This is a genomic window from Streptomyces sp. NPDC014891 (assembly GCF_043081085.1).
In the GTDB taxonomy this organism is placed as follows: Bacteria; Actinomycetota; Actinomycetes; order Streptomycetales; family Streptomycetaceae; genus Streptomyces.
This window is the reverse complement of the sequence record NZ_JBIBWF010000001.1, coordinates 333,217-348,679: the sequence shown is the minus strand read 5'-3', so window position 1 is coordinate 348,679 and position 15,463 is coordinate 333,217. Positions and strand designations below refer to the sequence as shown.

13 protein-coding genes are annotated in these 15,463 nt (G+C 76.8%); 3 read left to right on the top strand and 10 right to left on the bottom strand.

Annotation, left to right across the window (positions count from 1 at the left end; translation table 11 throughout):
* Positions 1 to 132 precede the first annotated feature (132 nt).
* The 3 genes from ACF09E_RS01475 to ACF09E_RS01465 all read left to right on the top strand — a co-directional run bounded on the left by ACF09E_RS01475 (position 133) and on the right by ACF09E_RS01465 (position 2,776).
* On the top strand, positions 133 to 1,221 hold the full coding sequence (locus ACF09E_RS01475; protein ID WP_392203292.1) for an enoyl-CoA hydratase/isomerase family protein: 1,089 nt from the start codon (positions 133 to 135) through the stop codon (positions 1,219 to 1,221).
* Positions 1,218 to 2,147, top strand: a complete 930-nt coding sequence (locus ACF09E_RS01470; RefSeq protein ID WP_392203291.1) for a glutaminase — start codon at positions 1,218 to 1,220, stop codon at positions 2,145 to 2,147. The genes ACF09E_RS01475 and ACF09E_RS01470 overlap by 4 nt, the downstream gene beginning before the upstream one ends.
* Positions 2,148 to 2,308: 161 nt before the next feature.
* The gene (locus ACF09E_RS01465; RefSeq protein ID WP_392203290.1) at positions 2,309 to 2,776 is read left to right on the top strand and encodes an NUDIX domain-containing protein; all 468 of its coding nucleotides are present in this window, start codon (positions 2,309 to 2,311) and stop codon (positions 2,774 to 2,776) included.
* Here ACF09E_RS01465 and ACF09E_RS01460 read toward each other — a convergent pair.
* The 10 genes from ACF09E_RS01460 to ACF09E_RS01415 form a co-directional block, all read right to left on the bottom strand.
* Positions 2,761 to 3,537 (bottom strand): class I SAM-dependent methyltransferase, encoded by a 777-nt coding sequence (locus tag ACF09E_RS01460; protein WP_392203289.1) that lies wholly within the window; start codon positions 3,535 to 3,537, stop codon positions 2,761 to 2,763. The genes ACF09E_RS01465 and ACF09E_RS01460 overlap by 16 nt on opposite strands.
* Before the next feature lie 80 nt (positions 3,538 to 3,617).
* Entirely contained in the window at positions 3,618 to 6,290 is a 2,673-nt protein-coding gene (locus ACF09E_RS01455) for a LuxR C-terminal-related transcriptional regulator (protein WP_392203288.1), read from the bottom strand.
* Positions 6,291 to 6,389: 99 nt separating this feature from the next.
* Positions 6,390 to 7,277 (bottom strand): alpha/beta hydrolase family protein, encoded by an 888-nt coding sequence (locus tag ACF09E_RS01450; protein WP_392203287.1) that lies wholly within the window; start codon positions 7,275 to 7,277, stop codon positions 6,390 to 6,392.
* Positions 7,278 to 7,529: 252 nt separating this feature from the next.
* Positions 7,530 to 8,921 (bottom strand): aldehyde dehydrogenase family protein, encoded by a 1,392-nt coding sequence (locus ACF09E_RS01445; RefSeq protein WP_392203286.1) that lies wholly within the window; start codon positions 8,919 to 8,921, stop codon positions 7,530 to 7,532.
* Positions 8,922 to 8,953: 32 nt separating this feature from the next.
* Positions 8,954 to 10,732 carry an asparagine synthetase B family protein gene (locus tag ACF09E_RS01440; RefSeq protein ID WP_392203285.1) on the bottom strand — a complete coding sequence of 593 codons (1,779 nt, stop codon included), beginning with the start codon at positions 10,730 to 10,732 and terminating at the stop codon, positions 8,954 to 8,956.
* Between the two features lie 186 nt (positions 10,733 to 10,918).
* A complete protein-coding gene (locus tag ACF09E_RS01435; protein ID WP_392203284.1) occupies positions 10,919 to 11,470 on the bottom strand; it encodes a hypothetical protein in 552 nt (183 codons plus the stop codon).
* Between the two features lie 43 nt (positions 11,471 to 11,513).
* On the bottom strand, positions 11,514 to 12,437 hold the full coding sequence (locus ACF09E_RS01430) for a hypothetical protein (protein ID WP_392203283.1): 924 nt from the start codon (positions 12,435 to 12,437) through the stop codon (positions 11,514 to 11,516).
* A complete protein-coding gene (locus ACF09E_RS01425; protein WP_392203282.1) occupies positions 12,434 to 13,534 on the bottom strand; it encodes a hypothetical protein in 1,101 nt (366 codons plus the stop codon). The genes ACF09E_RS01430 and ACF09E_RS01425 overlap by 4 nt, the downstream gene beginning before the upstream one ends.
* On the bottom strand, positions 13,531 to 14,580 hold the full coding sequence (locus ACF09E_RS01420; protein WP_392203281.1) for a hypothetical protein: 1,050 nt from the start codon (positions 14,578 to 14,580) through the stop codon (positions 13,531 to 13,533). Before ACF09E_RS01420 ends, ACF09E_RS01425 begins: the two co-directional genes overlap by 4 nt.
* A complete protein-coding gene (locus tag ACF09E_RS01415; protein WP_392203280.1) occupies positions 14,577 to 15,323 on the bottom strand; it encodes a cupin domain-containing protein in 747 nt (248 codons plus the stop codon). The genes ACF09E_RS01420 and ACF09E_RS01415 overlap by 4 nt, the downstream gene beginning before the upstream one ends.
* Positions 15,324 to 15,463 lie beyond the last annotated feature (140 nt).

Sequence of the window (15,463 nt, the reverse complement as noted above, 5' to 3'; positions counted from 1 at the left end):
CGCCGTCGGACGCCCCCGCGCGGGGCGACTGACCAGCGCGGATCCCTCCCCATGACCCGCTGGGCCGCGGCCCGACCCGCCCGGTACCGTGAGCGCGACAGCCACCCGCGCCACCGAAGGGACCGAGCGATCGTGCCGACCGGAACCGCCGACGTACTCCTCCGCACGGAGGGCCGGGCCGGCTTCCTCACCCTGAACCGGCCTCGCGCGATCAACGCGCTCACCCACGCCATGGTCCTCGCCGCCGACGAGGCCCTGACCGCCTGGGAGCGCGACCCGGGCGTCACCACCGTCGTCATCGAGGGCGGGGGAGAGCGCGGCCTCTGCGCGGGCGGCGACATCCGCGCCATCCACGACGACGCGCGCGCCGGCGGCTCCGCCTCCGCGGACTTCTGGCGGGACGAGTACCGGCTCAACGCCCGCATCGCCCGCTACCCCAAGCCGTACGTCGCCCTCATGGACGGCATCGTGATGGGCGGCGGCGTCGGCCTCTCCGCCCACGGCTCGGTCCGCGTCGTCACCGAACGCTCCCGCGTCGCCATGCCCGAGACCGGCATCGGCTTCGTCCCCGACGTCGGCGGCACCTACCTCCTGGGCCGGGCCCCCGGTGAACTCGGCACCCACCTCGCCCTCACGGGCGCGCCCGTCGGCGCCGCCGACGCGATCCTCACCGGTCTCGCCGACCACTTCGTCCCCTCCGCGGAACTTCCCTCCCTGGTCCGGGACCTGAGCCGGCTCCCCGCCGACGAGGCCGTCGCCCGGCACGCCGCCGCCGCCCCGCCCGGCGTCCTCCCCGACCAACGCGACTGGATCGACGCCTGCTACCCGGCCGAGAGCGTCGAAGCCGTCGTGCGGCGCCTCCTCGACTCCGGCGTGCCCGCCGCCAAGGAGACGGCCGCCACCCTCCTCGCGAAGTCCCCGACCGCCCTCAAGGCCACCCTGGCCACCCTGCGCCGAGCCCGGACCCTCACGACCCTGGAAGAGGTCCTCGACCTGGAGTTCCGGGTCTCCTGCGGCTCCCTCACCGGCCCCGACCTCGTCGAGGGCATCCGCGCCCAGGTCGTCGACAAGGACCGCAACCCCCGGTGGACCCCGGCCACCCTCCCCGAGGTCACGGACGAGGCGGTCGAGCGCCTCTTCGCCGAACCGGCCGGCGGCGACCTCGGACTCGCCGCCGCCCGGCGGGCCGCCGCGGAGCGAGGACCACGGGACCGCGTGTGACCACGACCGCCACCACCTCCTTCCAGCCCGTCCTCGACCGCATCGCGGAAGAGGTCGCCGCCCTCACCGACCGGGGCAGCCCGGCCGACTACATCCCCGCGCTCGCCGCCGGCGACCCCACCGACTTCGGCATGGCCGTGGCCGGACTCGACGGCACCGTCTGCGGGGTGGGCGACTGGCGTCGCCCCTTCTCCACCCAGTCCGTCACCAAGGTCTTCACCCTCGCGCTCGCCCTCGCCGGAGAGGGCGACGCGCTCTGGGCCCACGTCGGCCGGGAACCCTCCGGCGATCCGTTCAACTCCCTGGTGCAGCTGGAGTACGAGAACGGCATCCCCCGCAACCCGTTCATCAACTCCGGCGCCCTCGTCGTCACCGACCGCCTGCACCGGCTCACCGGCGACGCCTCGGGGAGCCTCCTCGCCTTCCTGCGCGCCGAGAGCGGCAACCCGGGGCTGGCCTTCGACACCGACGTGGCCGCGTCGGAGGCCGCCCACGGGGACCGGAACGCGGCCCTCGCCCACTTCATGGCCTCCTACGGCAACATCACGGGACCGGTGCCCGACCTGCTCGACGAGTACTTCCGCCAGTGCTCCCTCGAAGCGTCCTGCGCCGACCTGGCCCTGGCGACCGGTTTCCTGGCCCGCCACGGCGTGCGCTCCGACGGCACCCGGCTGCTGAGCCTCAGCCAGGCCAAGCAGGTCAACGCCGTGATGCTCACCTGCGGGACGTACGACGCCGCGGGCGAGTTCGCCTACCGGGTCGGCCTCCCGGGCAAGAGCGGGGTCGGCGGCGCGGTCGTCGCCGTCGTGCCCGGGCACTGCACCCTGTGCGTCTGGAGCCCCGGCCTCGACGCCCGGGGCAACTCGGTCGCCGGCGTGACCGCCCTCGACCGCTTCACGACCATCACCGGCCTGTCGGTCTTCTGACCCGCGGCCCACCCCGCCCGCTCCCGGCCCGTCCCCGCGGGCGCGGCCCGGATCCGCCCGGCCCCCGCCGCCCCTCCGCGGTCCGGGAACGGGCATTTCCCCCGGTCGGGGTGGGCATGCTGCCGGGGTGTGCTGGACCGCCCGGACCGAGGAGGACCCGTATGACCGTCCCGACCCGTATCCGCACCTCCGCGAAGGCCGTCGTCCTGCACGAGGGAGCCATCCTCCTCACCCGGAACCTCTGGAACGGCAGGGAGTGCCACTTCCTCCCCGGAGGCGGCCAGGAGACCGGCGAGGTGCTGCCCGACGCGCTCCGCCGGGAGGTCCTGGAGGAGACCGGACTGACCGTCGAGGTCGGCCCGCTCCTCTGGGTCCTGGAAGGCTGGACGGAGGACACGGCCGGCCTCGCCTCGGAGAACTTCCACCGGGTCGAGATCGTCTTCCTCTGCAGCGTGGAGGGCAGCGCCGAACTCGTCGGCGGCACCGAGCAGGACATCGACCAGATCGGCCTCGACTGGGTCCCCCTGGAGAGGATCGCCTCCCTCGGGACCCTGTCGCGCCGCTACCGCGACCACCTGACCCCCCTGACGACCGGCACCGTCCCCCGCGCCGCCTACCTGGAGCGCTGAGGGGCCTCCGGCCTGCGGGCCTCCACCAGGGTCCGCGCGGAGTGGGCCACGAACGGACCCTCCGCACGGATCAGCCCGTCGAGTTCGCGCAGCCGGGGCAACCGGGACTCCACGGTGAACCCCGGCACGATCCAGACGACCTTGCGCAGGAACCACACGACCGCCCCGATGTCGTGGAACTCCATCCGCAGCCGCTCGGAGCGCAGGCCGACGATCTCCAGACCGGCCTCCCGCGCCGCCGCGGCCTCGTCGTCGGGGTGACGGTGCCGGGCCGCCTCGGGCTGCGGACCCAGGAAGTACTCGACCAGCTCCCAGACGCTCGCGGGGCCCACGTGCTGGGCGAGGTAGGTGCCGCCGGGCCGCAGCACACGGGCGATCTCCGCCCACCAGACCGTGGCCGGGTGACGGCTGGTCACCAGATCGAACGCGGCGTCGGCGAAGGGCAGCGGCGGCTCGTCGGGATCGGCGACGACCACGGCTCCCCGCGGGTGCAGCAGCGCGGTGGCCCGCGCGAGGTTGGGCGGCCACGACTCGGTGGCCACCATCGCCCGCGGCAGCGCGGGAACACCGGCGAGGACCTCCCCGCCTCCCGTCTGGACGTCGAGGGCGGCCGAGGCACGGGCGAGCCGGTCGCCGAGCAGCCGGTGATAGCCCCAGGAGGGCCGCTGCTCCGTCGCCCGTCCGTCGAGCCAGGAGAAGTCCCAGCCGTCGACGGACGCCTCGGAGGCCTCCGAGACGAGTTCTTCGAAGGTACGTGTCATCCCCTCATCATCCGTGCGGGACGGCGGCACTGCCCCGGCGACCTGCCGGAACCCGCCCGAGGGAGGCGCCGCCGACGGCGTCAGCGGGCCGCCGGCCGCGCGGCCGCGTCCCACCCGTCCACCACTCCGGGGAGCTCCACCCGGGAACGGATGCCCAACCGGGCGAACACGCCGCGGAGATGGTGGTCCACGGTGCGGGGGCTGAGGCACAGGTGGTCGGCGACCTCCTGGTTGGTGGCGCCCCGCGCGACCAGACGGACGATGCGCTGCTGCTGCGGGGTCAGCTCCCGGGGCGCACCGGGCCCCGCCGCCCCGCCCGAGGCGCCTCCCGTCGCACGGAGTTCGGAGCGCGCGTGCGCGGCCCAGCCCTCCGCCGCCGCCCGCTCGAAGGTCACCAGGGCGTCCCGCAGCGGACCGCGCGCGTCCCCCGGCCGCCTCCGCCGCCTCAGCCACGCGCCGTACGCGAGCAGGGTGCGGGCCCGCTCGAAGTCGTTCCCGGAGCCGTCGTGGTGGCGCACCGCCTCGCGGAACCAGTACGCCGGAGCCTCGCCCTCGGCGAGCAGGGCACGGCAGCGCGCCGACTGCGCCCGCGCCGGCCCGTCGACGCCCAGGGCCGCCCAGGCCGCGTACTCCCCGGCCGCCGCCCGCGCCTCCACGACCCGGCCGGCCGCGACCGCGGCCTCCACGAAGCACGGGACCACCAGCATCCGCAGCGCGAAGTGACCGCCCCGGGGACCCGGCCGGACCAGCGGCACGAGCCGCGCGGCCGCCTGTGCCGCCAGCCCCCGACCCAGTTCGTCCCGGGCCAGCGCCCACTCCGCGAGCGTCGCGGCCTGCACGAGGCCGTGCGGTCCCGCGGTCGCCAGTGCGCGCCCCGCGTGCTCCGCGACGGCGGGACCGTCGCCCTCCACGGACGCCACCAGCGCCAGGACGGCGTGCTGGTGGGCCGCCACGTTGTACTGCCCCGTCGACTCCGCCGTCCGCAGCCCCTCCCGCGCCGTGCCCGCGGCCCGGCCGTACCGCCCGGCCCGCAGTTCGGCGTAGGCGAGCTGTTCGAGCGCGTGCGGCAGCAGGGCGGTACGGTGCTCCGCCCGCGCCCGGACCAGCGCCCGGGCGTGGATCCGGGCCGCCGCCGCGGTGTCGCCGATGACCAGCGCGGCCGACCCGGCCCGGAGCAGCAACCGGGGGTCGTCCGTGCCCCCGTCCCCCTCCACCACCCGGGTCAGGGCCGTGCGGGCCTCGTCCAGACGTACGGTCAGCGCCGCGCTCAGCCCCTCGGCGAAGTCGCGCTCCAGCCCGCGCACCTCCTCCCCGCCGTCGAGGGCGGTCAGGCACGCCGCCACGTCGCCGCCCGCCCAGGCCGCCTCCATCGCCAGGAACCGGGCGTCGGACGCCTCCACCGGCGCCCGCCCGCGCAGCAGTTCCGCCGCCTGGAGGAGTGCCTCGTGGGCGTGCATCACCGGGCCGCCGGCCAGGGCGGCGAGTCCCCGGACCAGTTGGGCACGGCCCCGGGCGAGCGGCGAGAGCCCGCGGACGCCCGCGGGCGGCCCCAGCCGATCGGCACGATGACCCGCGCCCCGCGCGAGCGCCGCTCCGACCGCCGTACGGTCCGCCGGAGGTGCCTGGCCCACGGCCGTACGGTCCGCCGGGTCCGACCCGTCCGCGGCGGGGCCGAGCGGCGCGGGGGAGGCCGGGTCCCCGGGCGGGCCGGGGACGCGGGGCCCCTCCCGCCAGGGCGTCCGCGCCGAGGCGAGCGCCGCGCGCCCGAGGAACGGGTCGTCGAAGCCGACCGCCCCGCCCCCGCGCCGGCACAGGAGTCCGTCCGCGACCAGTCCCTCCAAGGGCTCGGCCGGGGCGTTCCGCCCCCGCGCCCGGGTGGCCGCCGAACCGCCGTCCCCGCCGACGGCGGCGGCCGCCGACCCCGTGCCGCCCGACCCGGTCCGGCCCGCGAGAGCCACCACCGCGACCGTGCCGAGCAGCCGGCGGGACGCGGCGGGCAACCGCGCCAGGAGACCCCCGTATACCTCGACGAGCACCGAGTCGTCGACCGCGGGCCGCGGCAGGGGCAGCGCCCCCGTCAGCTGGGGCGGGGTCAGCCGGCGTACCGTCGCGGTCAGGACACCGGGATGCCCCGCCGCCTCGTCGAGCAGCCGCTCGCCGACCGGCCCCGCGGCGGCGACCAGCGGGCACAGGTCGTCGAGCAGCGCCCGCGCCCCGGCCGCGGTCAGCCTGCCCAGCCGCACCGTCGCCGCGCCGGGCACCTCGGGGAGCCGGTGGTGGCGCGCGGCCGACACCAGCCACCCCGTCCGGTCCGGCCGGCCGCCGGACTCCTGCCAGGCGGCGGCCAGGGCGGCCCGGGAGTGCGCGTCCCACAGGTGGAGGTCGTCCAGACAGATCAGTACGGCCGTCTCCCCGGCGACGAGGGCGGCGACGGCGCGGGCGAGTCCGCCCTCGCCCCGCGCGACCCGCAGCGCCCGGCGCCCGGCTGCCGGGGTGGGGGCCAGCGCCGCGAACAGCGCCCGCGCGGCGCTCCACGGGCCGCGGTGGTGGGGCGCGGCGACCCGGTGGGCCGTACCGGGAAAGTCGTGCGCCGCCCGCGAGAGGAGGGCGGTGCGCCCCTCTCCGGGACTGCCCGTGACGAACAGGACGCCGCCGCGTCCGGCCGTGACGCCGGCCGACAGGCGGGCCACGGCGGCGAGTTCGGCCGCTCGGTCGTACAGCCGCGGGCCGGCGGTGTGCGTCGCTCCGCTCACGGCGGTCACGCTACCGACCAGCGGGGGACGGCGGAAGGCTCCCGGGTCTGGGCAGCGGCCCAGACCCGGGAACCGGGCTCTGTGACGGTGCACAGAGCGTCAGGAGCCGAGCGGGCAGGTGCCCCGGTACTCGTCGATCGTCAGACTCGGCCGCGGCAGCGGGCACAGGAACTGCTCGTAGCGGGTGTCGTCGTCGACGAAGCGCTTCAGCCAGGACAGGCTGTACTTCGCGATCGTCGTGTTCGAGGAGTTCGGGGTGAAGTGCGTGGCGCCGTTGAGCTCCAGGTACGCCTTGTCGAGGGAGCCGGGCAGGCTCTCGTAGAACGGTTCGGAGTGGGTGGCGACGGGGGCGATCGTGTCTCCGTCGGCGCCGATGACCAGCGTGGGCGTCGTGATCTCCGGCCAGGTCTTGTCCGTGTTCCACGCGGTGAGCGGGACCGCCGCCTTGAGCGAGGGCCGGCTCTTGGCCGCTTCGAGCGTGCCGCCGCCGCCCATCGAGTGCCCCATCACACCGAGTCGGCCCGCGTCGACGCGGCCCCGTACCGCGCTGCGCTGGGTCAGGTAGTCGAGGGCGGCGAGGAGTTGCCGTCCGCGGCTGTCGGGCTGGTCGACCGTGGTGAGGGTGTCGATGGTGAAGACCACGAAGCCCTGCGAGGCCAGCCGCGGCCCGAGCCAGGCGATGGAGGACTGGTAGGCGGTGAACCCCGGCGAGATCACCACGGCGCCGAAGGTCCCGTCGCTCGTGGACGTCGGGTAGTAGACGGTTCCGCCGCCGAAGCCGCTGACCGCGAGCGAGGAGACGGAGGTCTCGCCGACGGCGTACGGGCCTCGCAGGGCTTCGACGCTGCTCTGGGTGGGAGCGGGACCGCGCTCGTACGGATTGGCGGCGGTGGCGCCCGCGGGTGTGGAGCCGGCGGCCTGGGCGCCGGGGGCGAGCAGCAGGGTCAGGCAGGCGGCGGCCGTGGCCGCGCCGAGGTGTCGTGTCACGACGGAGTCGTCCTCTCGTGTCGTGGGGCGGCCGCCGCCCGAGCATCCGGGCGGCGGCCGCGCCGTGATCTGGCCCGGCCACTGTCCGGGCGGCCCGCCCCGGAGGCATCGGCAGAACCACCGGCCTTCTCCGGACACGGCGGGCGGACCCCGCCCCCGTCCCGGGGCGGGCGCCCGATGACGGGAGGACATCGCGAAGACGGGCAGCGGGACGACGGGACGATCGCCGGCCCTGACCCGCGGCCGCCGCCCCTATCCCCGCAGCCGGACCGTCACCGTCTTCGGGCGCTGGTACTCCTGGAGGGCCAGCGTGCTCAGGTCGGTGCCGTGGCCCGACGCGCCGCGTCCGCCGTGGGGCAGTTCCGCCGTCTGCACGAGGTGGCAGTTGACCCAGGTCTCGCCCGCGTCCAGGGCGGCGGTCAGCTCCAGACCGGCCGTCAGGTCGGTGGTCCACACGCTGGCCGCCAGTGCCTGCGGGACGCCGTTCGCCAGGGCCAGGGCGGCCGCGACCGACTCGGCCCGCTGCACGGTGAGGAGGGGGCCGAACACCTCCTCGGTGACCGCCGGGTCGTCGTCCGGGAGGTCGGCGAGCACCCGCGCCGGCCGCCAGATCCCCGCCTCCTCGCCCGGCGCGGGCGCGATGCCCGCGGCCGCGTTCCGCTCGGCGCCGGACGCCGCGACGAGCCGGTCGTACCGCTCCGCCTGCTCGGGGTTGTTGAGGGGACCGAAGTCCCGGCCCGCCAGCCTCCCGCCCATCGCCGCCGTCAGGCCCTCGACGGCGGCCTCGTAGTTCTCCGGCAGCGTGATGACCCGCGCGGGGGCCGCGCAGCTCTGCCCGGCGTTGTACGTGACGGCGTCGGCGAGCGACTCCCAGGTGTCGGCGGGCGCGTCCGGGAGGACGATCGCCGGCGCGTTCCCGCCCAGCTCCAGGCTCACCCGCCGGGTCCCGGCCCGGACCGCGACGTCGGCCCCCGCCCGGCCGCTTCCGGTGAACGCCACCATGTCCACCGCGGACTCGACGAGCAGCCTGCCCGTCTCCCGGTCGCCGGGGAGGTGGACGAGGACGTCGGGGCCCAGCGCGAGCGCGGCGTGTTCCGCCAGCAGCTCCAGGCCGTCCGGTGTCGTCTCGGCGGACTTCGCCACCACCGTGTTCCCGGCCGCCAGCGCCGGCGCGCAACGCCAGGCCGCCATCAGCAGCGGGTAGTTCCACGGCACGACCACGCCCACCACACCGACCGGCTCCCAGCGCACCCAGCTCTCGTGGCCGGCCACCAGCCGGCCCGCGGCCGGCGCGGTACGGGTCCGCGCGGCCGTCGCGAAGAACCGGAAGAGGTCCGCGACCTGCTCGATCTCCCCTGCCGTCTCCGCCTCCGGCTTGCCCGTCCCGGCCCCCTCGCGGACCGCGTACTCCGCCGCGTGCTCCTCGACGAGTCCCGCCAGCCGGTCCAGGCGCCGGCCCCGCTCCCTGGGGGTCAGGGCGCTCCAGCCGGGCAGGGCGGCCCGCGCGCCGGCCACGGTGGACCGGACCTCGGGCAGCCGGGAGAGCACCGCCGTCCCCCTCGGCGCCCCCGTGCGGGGGTCGGTCAGCGCGGTCACGGCGGGGGAGCCGGTCGCATCGCGGGTCGTCCGGGCGTCGGTGGTCATACGGGGCCTCTCGTCCTTCGGGTGGTGCGGGTTCAGATGTCGTACGAGCGCAGCCAGAGCTCCAGGGTGAGCACCAGCCACAACTTGCCGCCCTGCCGGGGCAGCAGGGCGACGCCCTCGCCCCGCAGCCAGGCCCGGACGGTCTCCGGCCGGAACAGCCCGCGCCGCCGGGACGTCGGCCCGAGGAGCAGGTCCTCGCCGAGCTCGCGGAGCGGCCCCGTCAGCCACTGCTGCACCGGGACCCGCATGCCGCTCTTGGGCCGGTCGACCACGGTGCCCGGGAGCAGGTCCCGCACGGCTTCCTTGAGGATCCACTTCTCGGCCGTGCCGCGGAGCTTGAAGGACGGCGGGGTGGCGAAGGCGTGGTCGACGACCGCGCGGTCGAAGAGCGGGGAGCGGCCCTCCACCCCCTGGGAGGACGTCAGCCGCTCCACCTTGGTGAGGATGTGGTGGGCGCCCTTGGTCCGCAGGTTGCAGTGGAGCAGCTGGTTCAGGAGGTGCCCCATCCGGTACGGGCTGCCGCCCCCGGCCGTCAGGTAGGGCGCCACGTGCCGCTCCAGCGGAGGGGCGTCCCGCAGGGCGTCGAGCGCCGGACCCGTCAGCAGCTCCGGGAGATCGGTCCAGCACTTGCGGTACGCGCGCAGGTACGCGGTCGCCCGGTCCTCGTCCCACGGCGCTCCGGGGGTCCGGTGCATCTCCTGGACCAGCATGGGCAGGTTCTTCGGTCCGCCGAAGACGGGGTCCCCGCCCTCGCCGTTGAGGACGACGGAGGCGCCGTCCGCGGCCACGGCCTCGGCGAGCATCAGGTTCGGCACGGTCAGCGGGTCGCCGACGGGGCTGTCGAGCAGCGCGGCGGCCTCGGCCAGGCGGGCGGCCACCGCCGCGCCCGAGACGTCCAGGACCCGGTGCCGGGTGCGGCAGTGCGCGGCCACCAGGCCCGAGTAGCCCAGCTCGTTGGGCAGGTCGTCGCCGAAGCTGATCGAGTAGGTGTGGACCGGGTGGCTGTGGAGCTTCGCCGCCAGGGCCGTGACCAGGGAGCTGTCGACGCCGCCCGAGAGCAGCACGGCGGCCGGCTCGGCGGCGGGCAGCCGGTTCGCCGTCGCCCGCTCCAGCAGGGCCCTGAGCTCCAGGACGTGGCCGGTCGGGTCCTCCGGGGGCGGCCCGTCGATCCGCTCCCGGGGCTCCCAGTGGACGGACTCGGTGGACGTCCCGTCCCGGTGCAGCCGCAGCACCCTGCCGGGCAGCACCTCCCGTACGCCGGTCAGCAGGGTCTCCTCGCCGGGCAGGTAGGCGAAGGTGAGGAAGGAGCGCACCGCCGACAGGTTCATCGAGGTGCCCAGGGCCGGCCAGCGGCGCAGTGCGCGCAGCGAGGTGGAGGCCGTCCAGGTGTCGTCGGCCCGCGCGTAGAACAGGGTGCGGGCACCGACGTGGTCGCGGATCAGGACCAGGTCGGGACCGTCGAGCACCGCGAGCGCGAACATGCCCTCGGCCAGCGCCACCCCCGCCTCGCCGAGCAGCGCCCAGCAGTGCAGGAGCAGTTCGGCGTCCGGGCAGTCGGGCGGCGGCGGGGCGGCCCGCTCCGCGAGGGCGGCGAGGAGCACCGGACGGTTGTGCAGGGTGACCTCGCCGACCGCGGTCCGCCCGTGAGCGGTGAACGGGCCCTCGGCGCGGCCGTGTTCACCGGGGAGCAGCGCGAGCTCGGCGCCGGCGACCCCGACCGGGATCCGGCCGGGCCCAGGGCCGCCCATCGCGTCGAGATGGGCGCGGGCCCGCCCGGTGGTGGGGGCGAGGCAGACGCACAGACGTGCCACGAACTGCTCCTCAGGAGGCTGTTACCGGTGGTGCGGTGGACGGCGGGGCGGGGACGGGCCCCGAGCCGACGGCGCGGGGGCGGCGGGCGGGACCTCGGATGCGGGGGCGTGATCCGCGCCGGGGCGTCCTCGGTCCCCGGCGGCGGACGTGCGGGCGCCGCGGCCCGGGTCGGCCGGTGGTGTCGGTCAGCCGAAGTCGTCGTCGTTCCAGGCGTCCCCGTCGCCGTCCCAGTCGGAGTCCCAGTCGTTCCCGTCCCCGGAGCCGTCGGACCCCGCGTCGGAGGATCCGCTGCCCCCGTCGCCTCCGCCGCCGGACTGCTGGGCCTGTGCCTGCTGCTGCCGCAGCTCCTCCTCCTGCTCGGGGGAGAGGCTCAGCGGCGGGAGCTGGGCGGCGGTCACGGCGAGGGAGGCCACCCCGAGCCCGGCGAGGACGACCCCCATCCGGCCGCCGAAGGAGCTGCGGTTGACCAGGAGCCGCTCGCCGCGCCCCCACAGCGTCCGGCCGTAGCCGATGTCCCGCGCGTAGGTGACGGTGCCGTCGGCGAGGCTGCGCTTGATGATGCGGTCGCCGAGGAGCTCGTCGGTGCCGGAGCCGCCGCGGTCGTCGTGCCAGTCCACGACGTGCGGACGACCGGGGGTGCGCCGCCGCCACTCCTCCGGGCCGTTCTCGTAGCGGCGGTGGACGGTGCCGTCGGCGAGCAGTTCGTCCGTGTAGCGGATCTCTTCGGGACGGTTCATGGTGTGCGTACCTCGGGTCGGTGGGAGGGGGCGCCGGGACGGGTCACGCGGCGGGCCAGGTCATGAAGCCGGTTCCACGCAGTCCGCGCAGGCCGCTCCAGAGGGAGTCGCGGGGAGGGCGCGGCCCGCGGGTCAGACGGAGCACCGTGCGTACCAGCCGGCCCGGGGGCACGGCCGCCAGCTCCGCGAACCGGCCTCCGGCCAGCCAGTCGGCCTCCCGTGCCCGCAGCGCCGCGGGCAGGGCGGCCAGTTCGGCCGGACCGGGCGCGGGACCGCGGCCGGCGGGCAGCCGCAGGGCGGCCGCGTGACGCGGCACCAGACCGAGGGACACCACCCGCACGCCGGGTGCCGGGCCCAGGCCGGACCGCACCCGGGCGGGGAGTGCGGCACCGGCCGCGGAGGCGTCGTGCAGGACGTACACGGTGGCGCCCTCGGCCCGCCGCAGGGCGGCGAGCAGCCGGGGATCGAGCGGAAGCGCGTCCGTCGCGGCGAACACCGGGCAGGCCGCCTCCAGATGGACGTGGTTGGCGAGCAGCATCCCGGCGATCGAGCGGTCCTGGCAGAGCAGCAGCCGGGGCAGTCCGTAGTCGTAGAGGTCGGGCTCGGCGGCCCCCGGCCCCTCCGGGTGTCCGGCCGGACCCGCCGCGGGGGCGGGCCGGAGCCGGGCGACCGGCGGGGGCGGGAGGAGCCCCGGCACGTTCTCCCGCCCGTACGCCTCCAGGGCACGGGTGAAGACGGGCAGCCGCAGCACCGGGGCGGGCGTCCCGGGGAGCCGCCGCAGGAGCGCCTCGCCGGGGCTCAGGACGCGGCAGGTCTCGTAGTACAGCTGGCGCTCGGTGAAGCGCAGCCCGCCGGGCGCCGCGGCGCGGGCCGCGGCCGCGGCGATCGCCCGGCCGGTCAGCCCGTCCACGGTCCGGGCGACCGGCCCCCGGGCGGGGCGCGGGGTCGTAAGGGGGCGCTTGCTCATCCGGAGGTGGCTTCCTTCGTGGAGGACGGGGCGTCGGTCCCGGCCGGCGCCCCGGCCGGCCAGGTGAGGAACCCGTCGGTGGAGCGGAGTGCGGCGGGCCGGGCGGTGAGCGCCCGTGCCACGGCCGCGGTGACCGCCGATTCCAGGCGGAGCGGGGGGACCGCGGCGAGCGGGCTCCAGAGACCGTCCGCCAGCCACGCGGCGTCCGCCTCCGGCAGACCGGCGACGGCGCGGAGGTCCGCCGCGTCCACGGACGTGCCCGACACCCGGTGGACCGCGCCCTCGCGGGTCCGGACCGCGGCGACGGGGAGACCCGCGTCCACCACGACCCCGCCCGGCCGGGCGAGGCGGAGCAGCGGGGCGAGGAGTGCCCCGAGGGCGCTGGCGTCGTGGAGCACGACCACGGGGAGCCCGGCCGGCACGTCCGCGAGGGACGCGTGCGCGATGTTCGGCGGGGACTCGACCAGCCGTATCCGCAGTCGCGCCGGCAGGTCGTTGGCCCGGAGGAACACCGCGACCGCGTGATCGGTGCAGAGGAGGACGGCCCGGGGCCGTCCGGTGGCGGACGCGCGGGGTTCGGGCGCCCGGGGCCCGTCGTCGACCACGCCCGGCGGCAGTTCCCCGTACGTGCGCTGCCAGGGGCCGGTCATGAGCTGCCGGAAGACGGACTCCGTGGGGGAGACGCTCCACCAGGCCGCGCTCGCCGGCCGGTGGCGCAGGGACGAGGCCACCACCACGGCGATGACGGTGGCCGTGACGCCGAGGGCCGCCGCCCAGCCCTGGACGAGCAGGCCGACGCCGAGGGCCGGCAGGGCGACGCCCAGGGCGACCGCCCAGCGGACGCCGGGCCGGATCCCGCGTGCGGGTTGCGCGGCCATGACGGCGGAGGACGTCCGGCAGAGGTACCAGAGCTGGGTGACGGTCACCTTCAGCCGGCCGCCGTCGGTGGCCTGTTCGGCGATCCGCCGGATCCGGAGGTCGTGCATGCCCCGGCCGTGGACCCGCGGATCGAGCGCGAACAGACGGCGGCAGCGGGCGCACCGCTGGCCGGTCCGTTCCCGGGCGGTCAGCCGCTCGGCGCAGTGCGGGCAGATCACCGGCCACCCACCGGATCCGGCCCGGCCGCCTCGGGCCAGGTGAGGAAGCCGAGTTCGGCGGCGCGCCGCCGCTCGGGGTCGGTCCCGCGCCCCACCCGTTCGGCGACCCGGTCGACGACGGCGAGCAGCCGGGCCGGCGGCAGCCCGACGAGCGGGAACCGCCAGCCCTGCCCGAGCCACTTCAGGTCCTCGGGGGAGTAGCCGCCCTGCTCGGCGAGGAACCGCAGGTCCGCCGGGCGCGGCTTGCGCCGCGGGTCCCGGTACGGAACGGCCGAGGGCAGGGCCCGTACGGTCCGCAGCGGGGGTCCCGCGTCGAGGACGGTCCGGCCCGGCAGGGCCTCGCGGAGGCGGGGGACGAGGAGTTCGCCATCCGCGTCGGTGTCGTGGAGCGCGAGGACCGGCCCGTTCGACGGCGCCGCCACGGCCTCGGCGACGCTCCGGACCACGGCGAGGCCGTGGCGGGCGGGCAGTCCGTCGGCGACGAGGAAGGCGATGACGGCGGGGTCGGGGCAGACCAGCACCGCGGTCGTCCCGGCCGTGCCCGGCGGGCCCCCGGCGGGACGCGCGGGGTCGAGCACACCGGGCGGCAGCGCCCGGTACACCGACCGCCACGGGGAGAGCACCTGCCTCGGGAAGGACTCCCGGGAGACCGGCGGCAGGCCCCGGCCCGCGCCGAGGGCCCGGGCCGCGGCGACGCCGAGGCCGACGAGGAGCAGCGCGGCGGAGCCGATCAGGAGGAACGGCTCCTCGGCGAAGAAGGCGATGACGGTGACGAACCCGGCGACCAGGAAGGCCGTGCCCATGCAGCCCTCCCCGTACTCGGTGCCCCGGAGGCGCTTGCGGGAGAGGGCGTACCAGAGCTGGTCGGGGACGATCCCGATGCGTCCGCCGTCGGTGAGGGCGGTGGCGACGCGGCGGACCCGGAGGTCGTTGAGCCGGAGCGGGTTGGTCTTGGGGTCCAGCGCGTAGGCGCGTCCGCAGTGGCCGCAGCGGTTGCCGGGACGCTCCTTGCGGAGCAGGTTGCGCTCGCAGTGCGGGCAGATCACCGGGGCACCTCCAGGGCGGTGGCGACCCGGCGCAGCCGGGCGGCCAGCCGCTCGCGGACCGTGGTGGCGGCGATGCCGTGGATCCGCTGGGCGCGCTCGATGTCGCGGAGTTCGGCCGCGAGGGCCCGGTAGTCGGTGAGGAGGTCCATGACCGGCGCGGTCCCGCCGCCGGCGCGGGAGCCGGCGGTCGCCGCCGCCCGCCGCTCCGCCTCGTCGGCCGTGATCGCGTAGTCCTCGTGGTCGATGCCGTAGCCGGTGTTCGCCGCGAGGATCGTCAGCGGGGAGTCGCCGCGGTTGGCGAACGAGTGCGGCATCATCTCCGGGATCCGGATCAGCATGCCGGGTGCGAGCGGGACGTCGGCGACCCGCCCGCGGGTCTCGTCGTACAGCCCGCAGGAGGCGTGGCCCAGGCTCAGGACGAAGTGCTCACCGCCGTGCGCGTGCGGGGTGAAGGCGCTGCGCGGACCCACCACGCCGAGCTTCACGGTGGCGTTCGAGGGGCGCTCCGGCGAGGTGGCCGCGTCCCCGACCAGGTAGTGGGCGAACTGCCCGTCGTCGATGAACCGCAGGAACTCCCGCTCGGGCCCGAGCTCCCGGCTGCCGTCCCGGTCGGCGAGCAGGATGCCGCCGTCCGGCCGCAGGTGGTACAGCTCCACTCCGCCGGGCAGGTCCCGCGGAACCCGGCCCGGTTCGTCCGGTATCCGGTCCTCTGCTCGTGCCGGTCGTACGCGTCGTGCCGCCATCGCGCCTCCCCCTGACGCCCGTTGTGCGTGCTCTCGCACCCTCGCCGATGGTAGATCGCCGGCTGCCGACAGCGGGAGTCCCCCGAGTGGCCCCGGGGTGGCCCCGGGGTGAACGGCCCTCTTCGGGCCGGGTCCCCGGG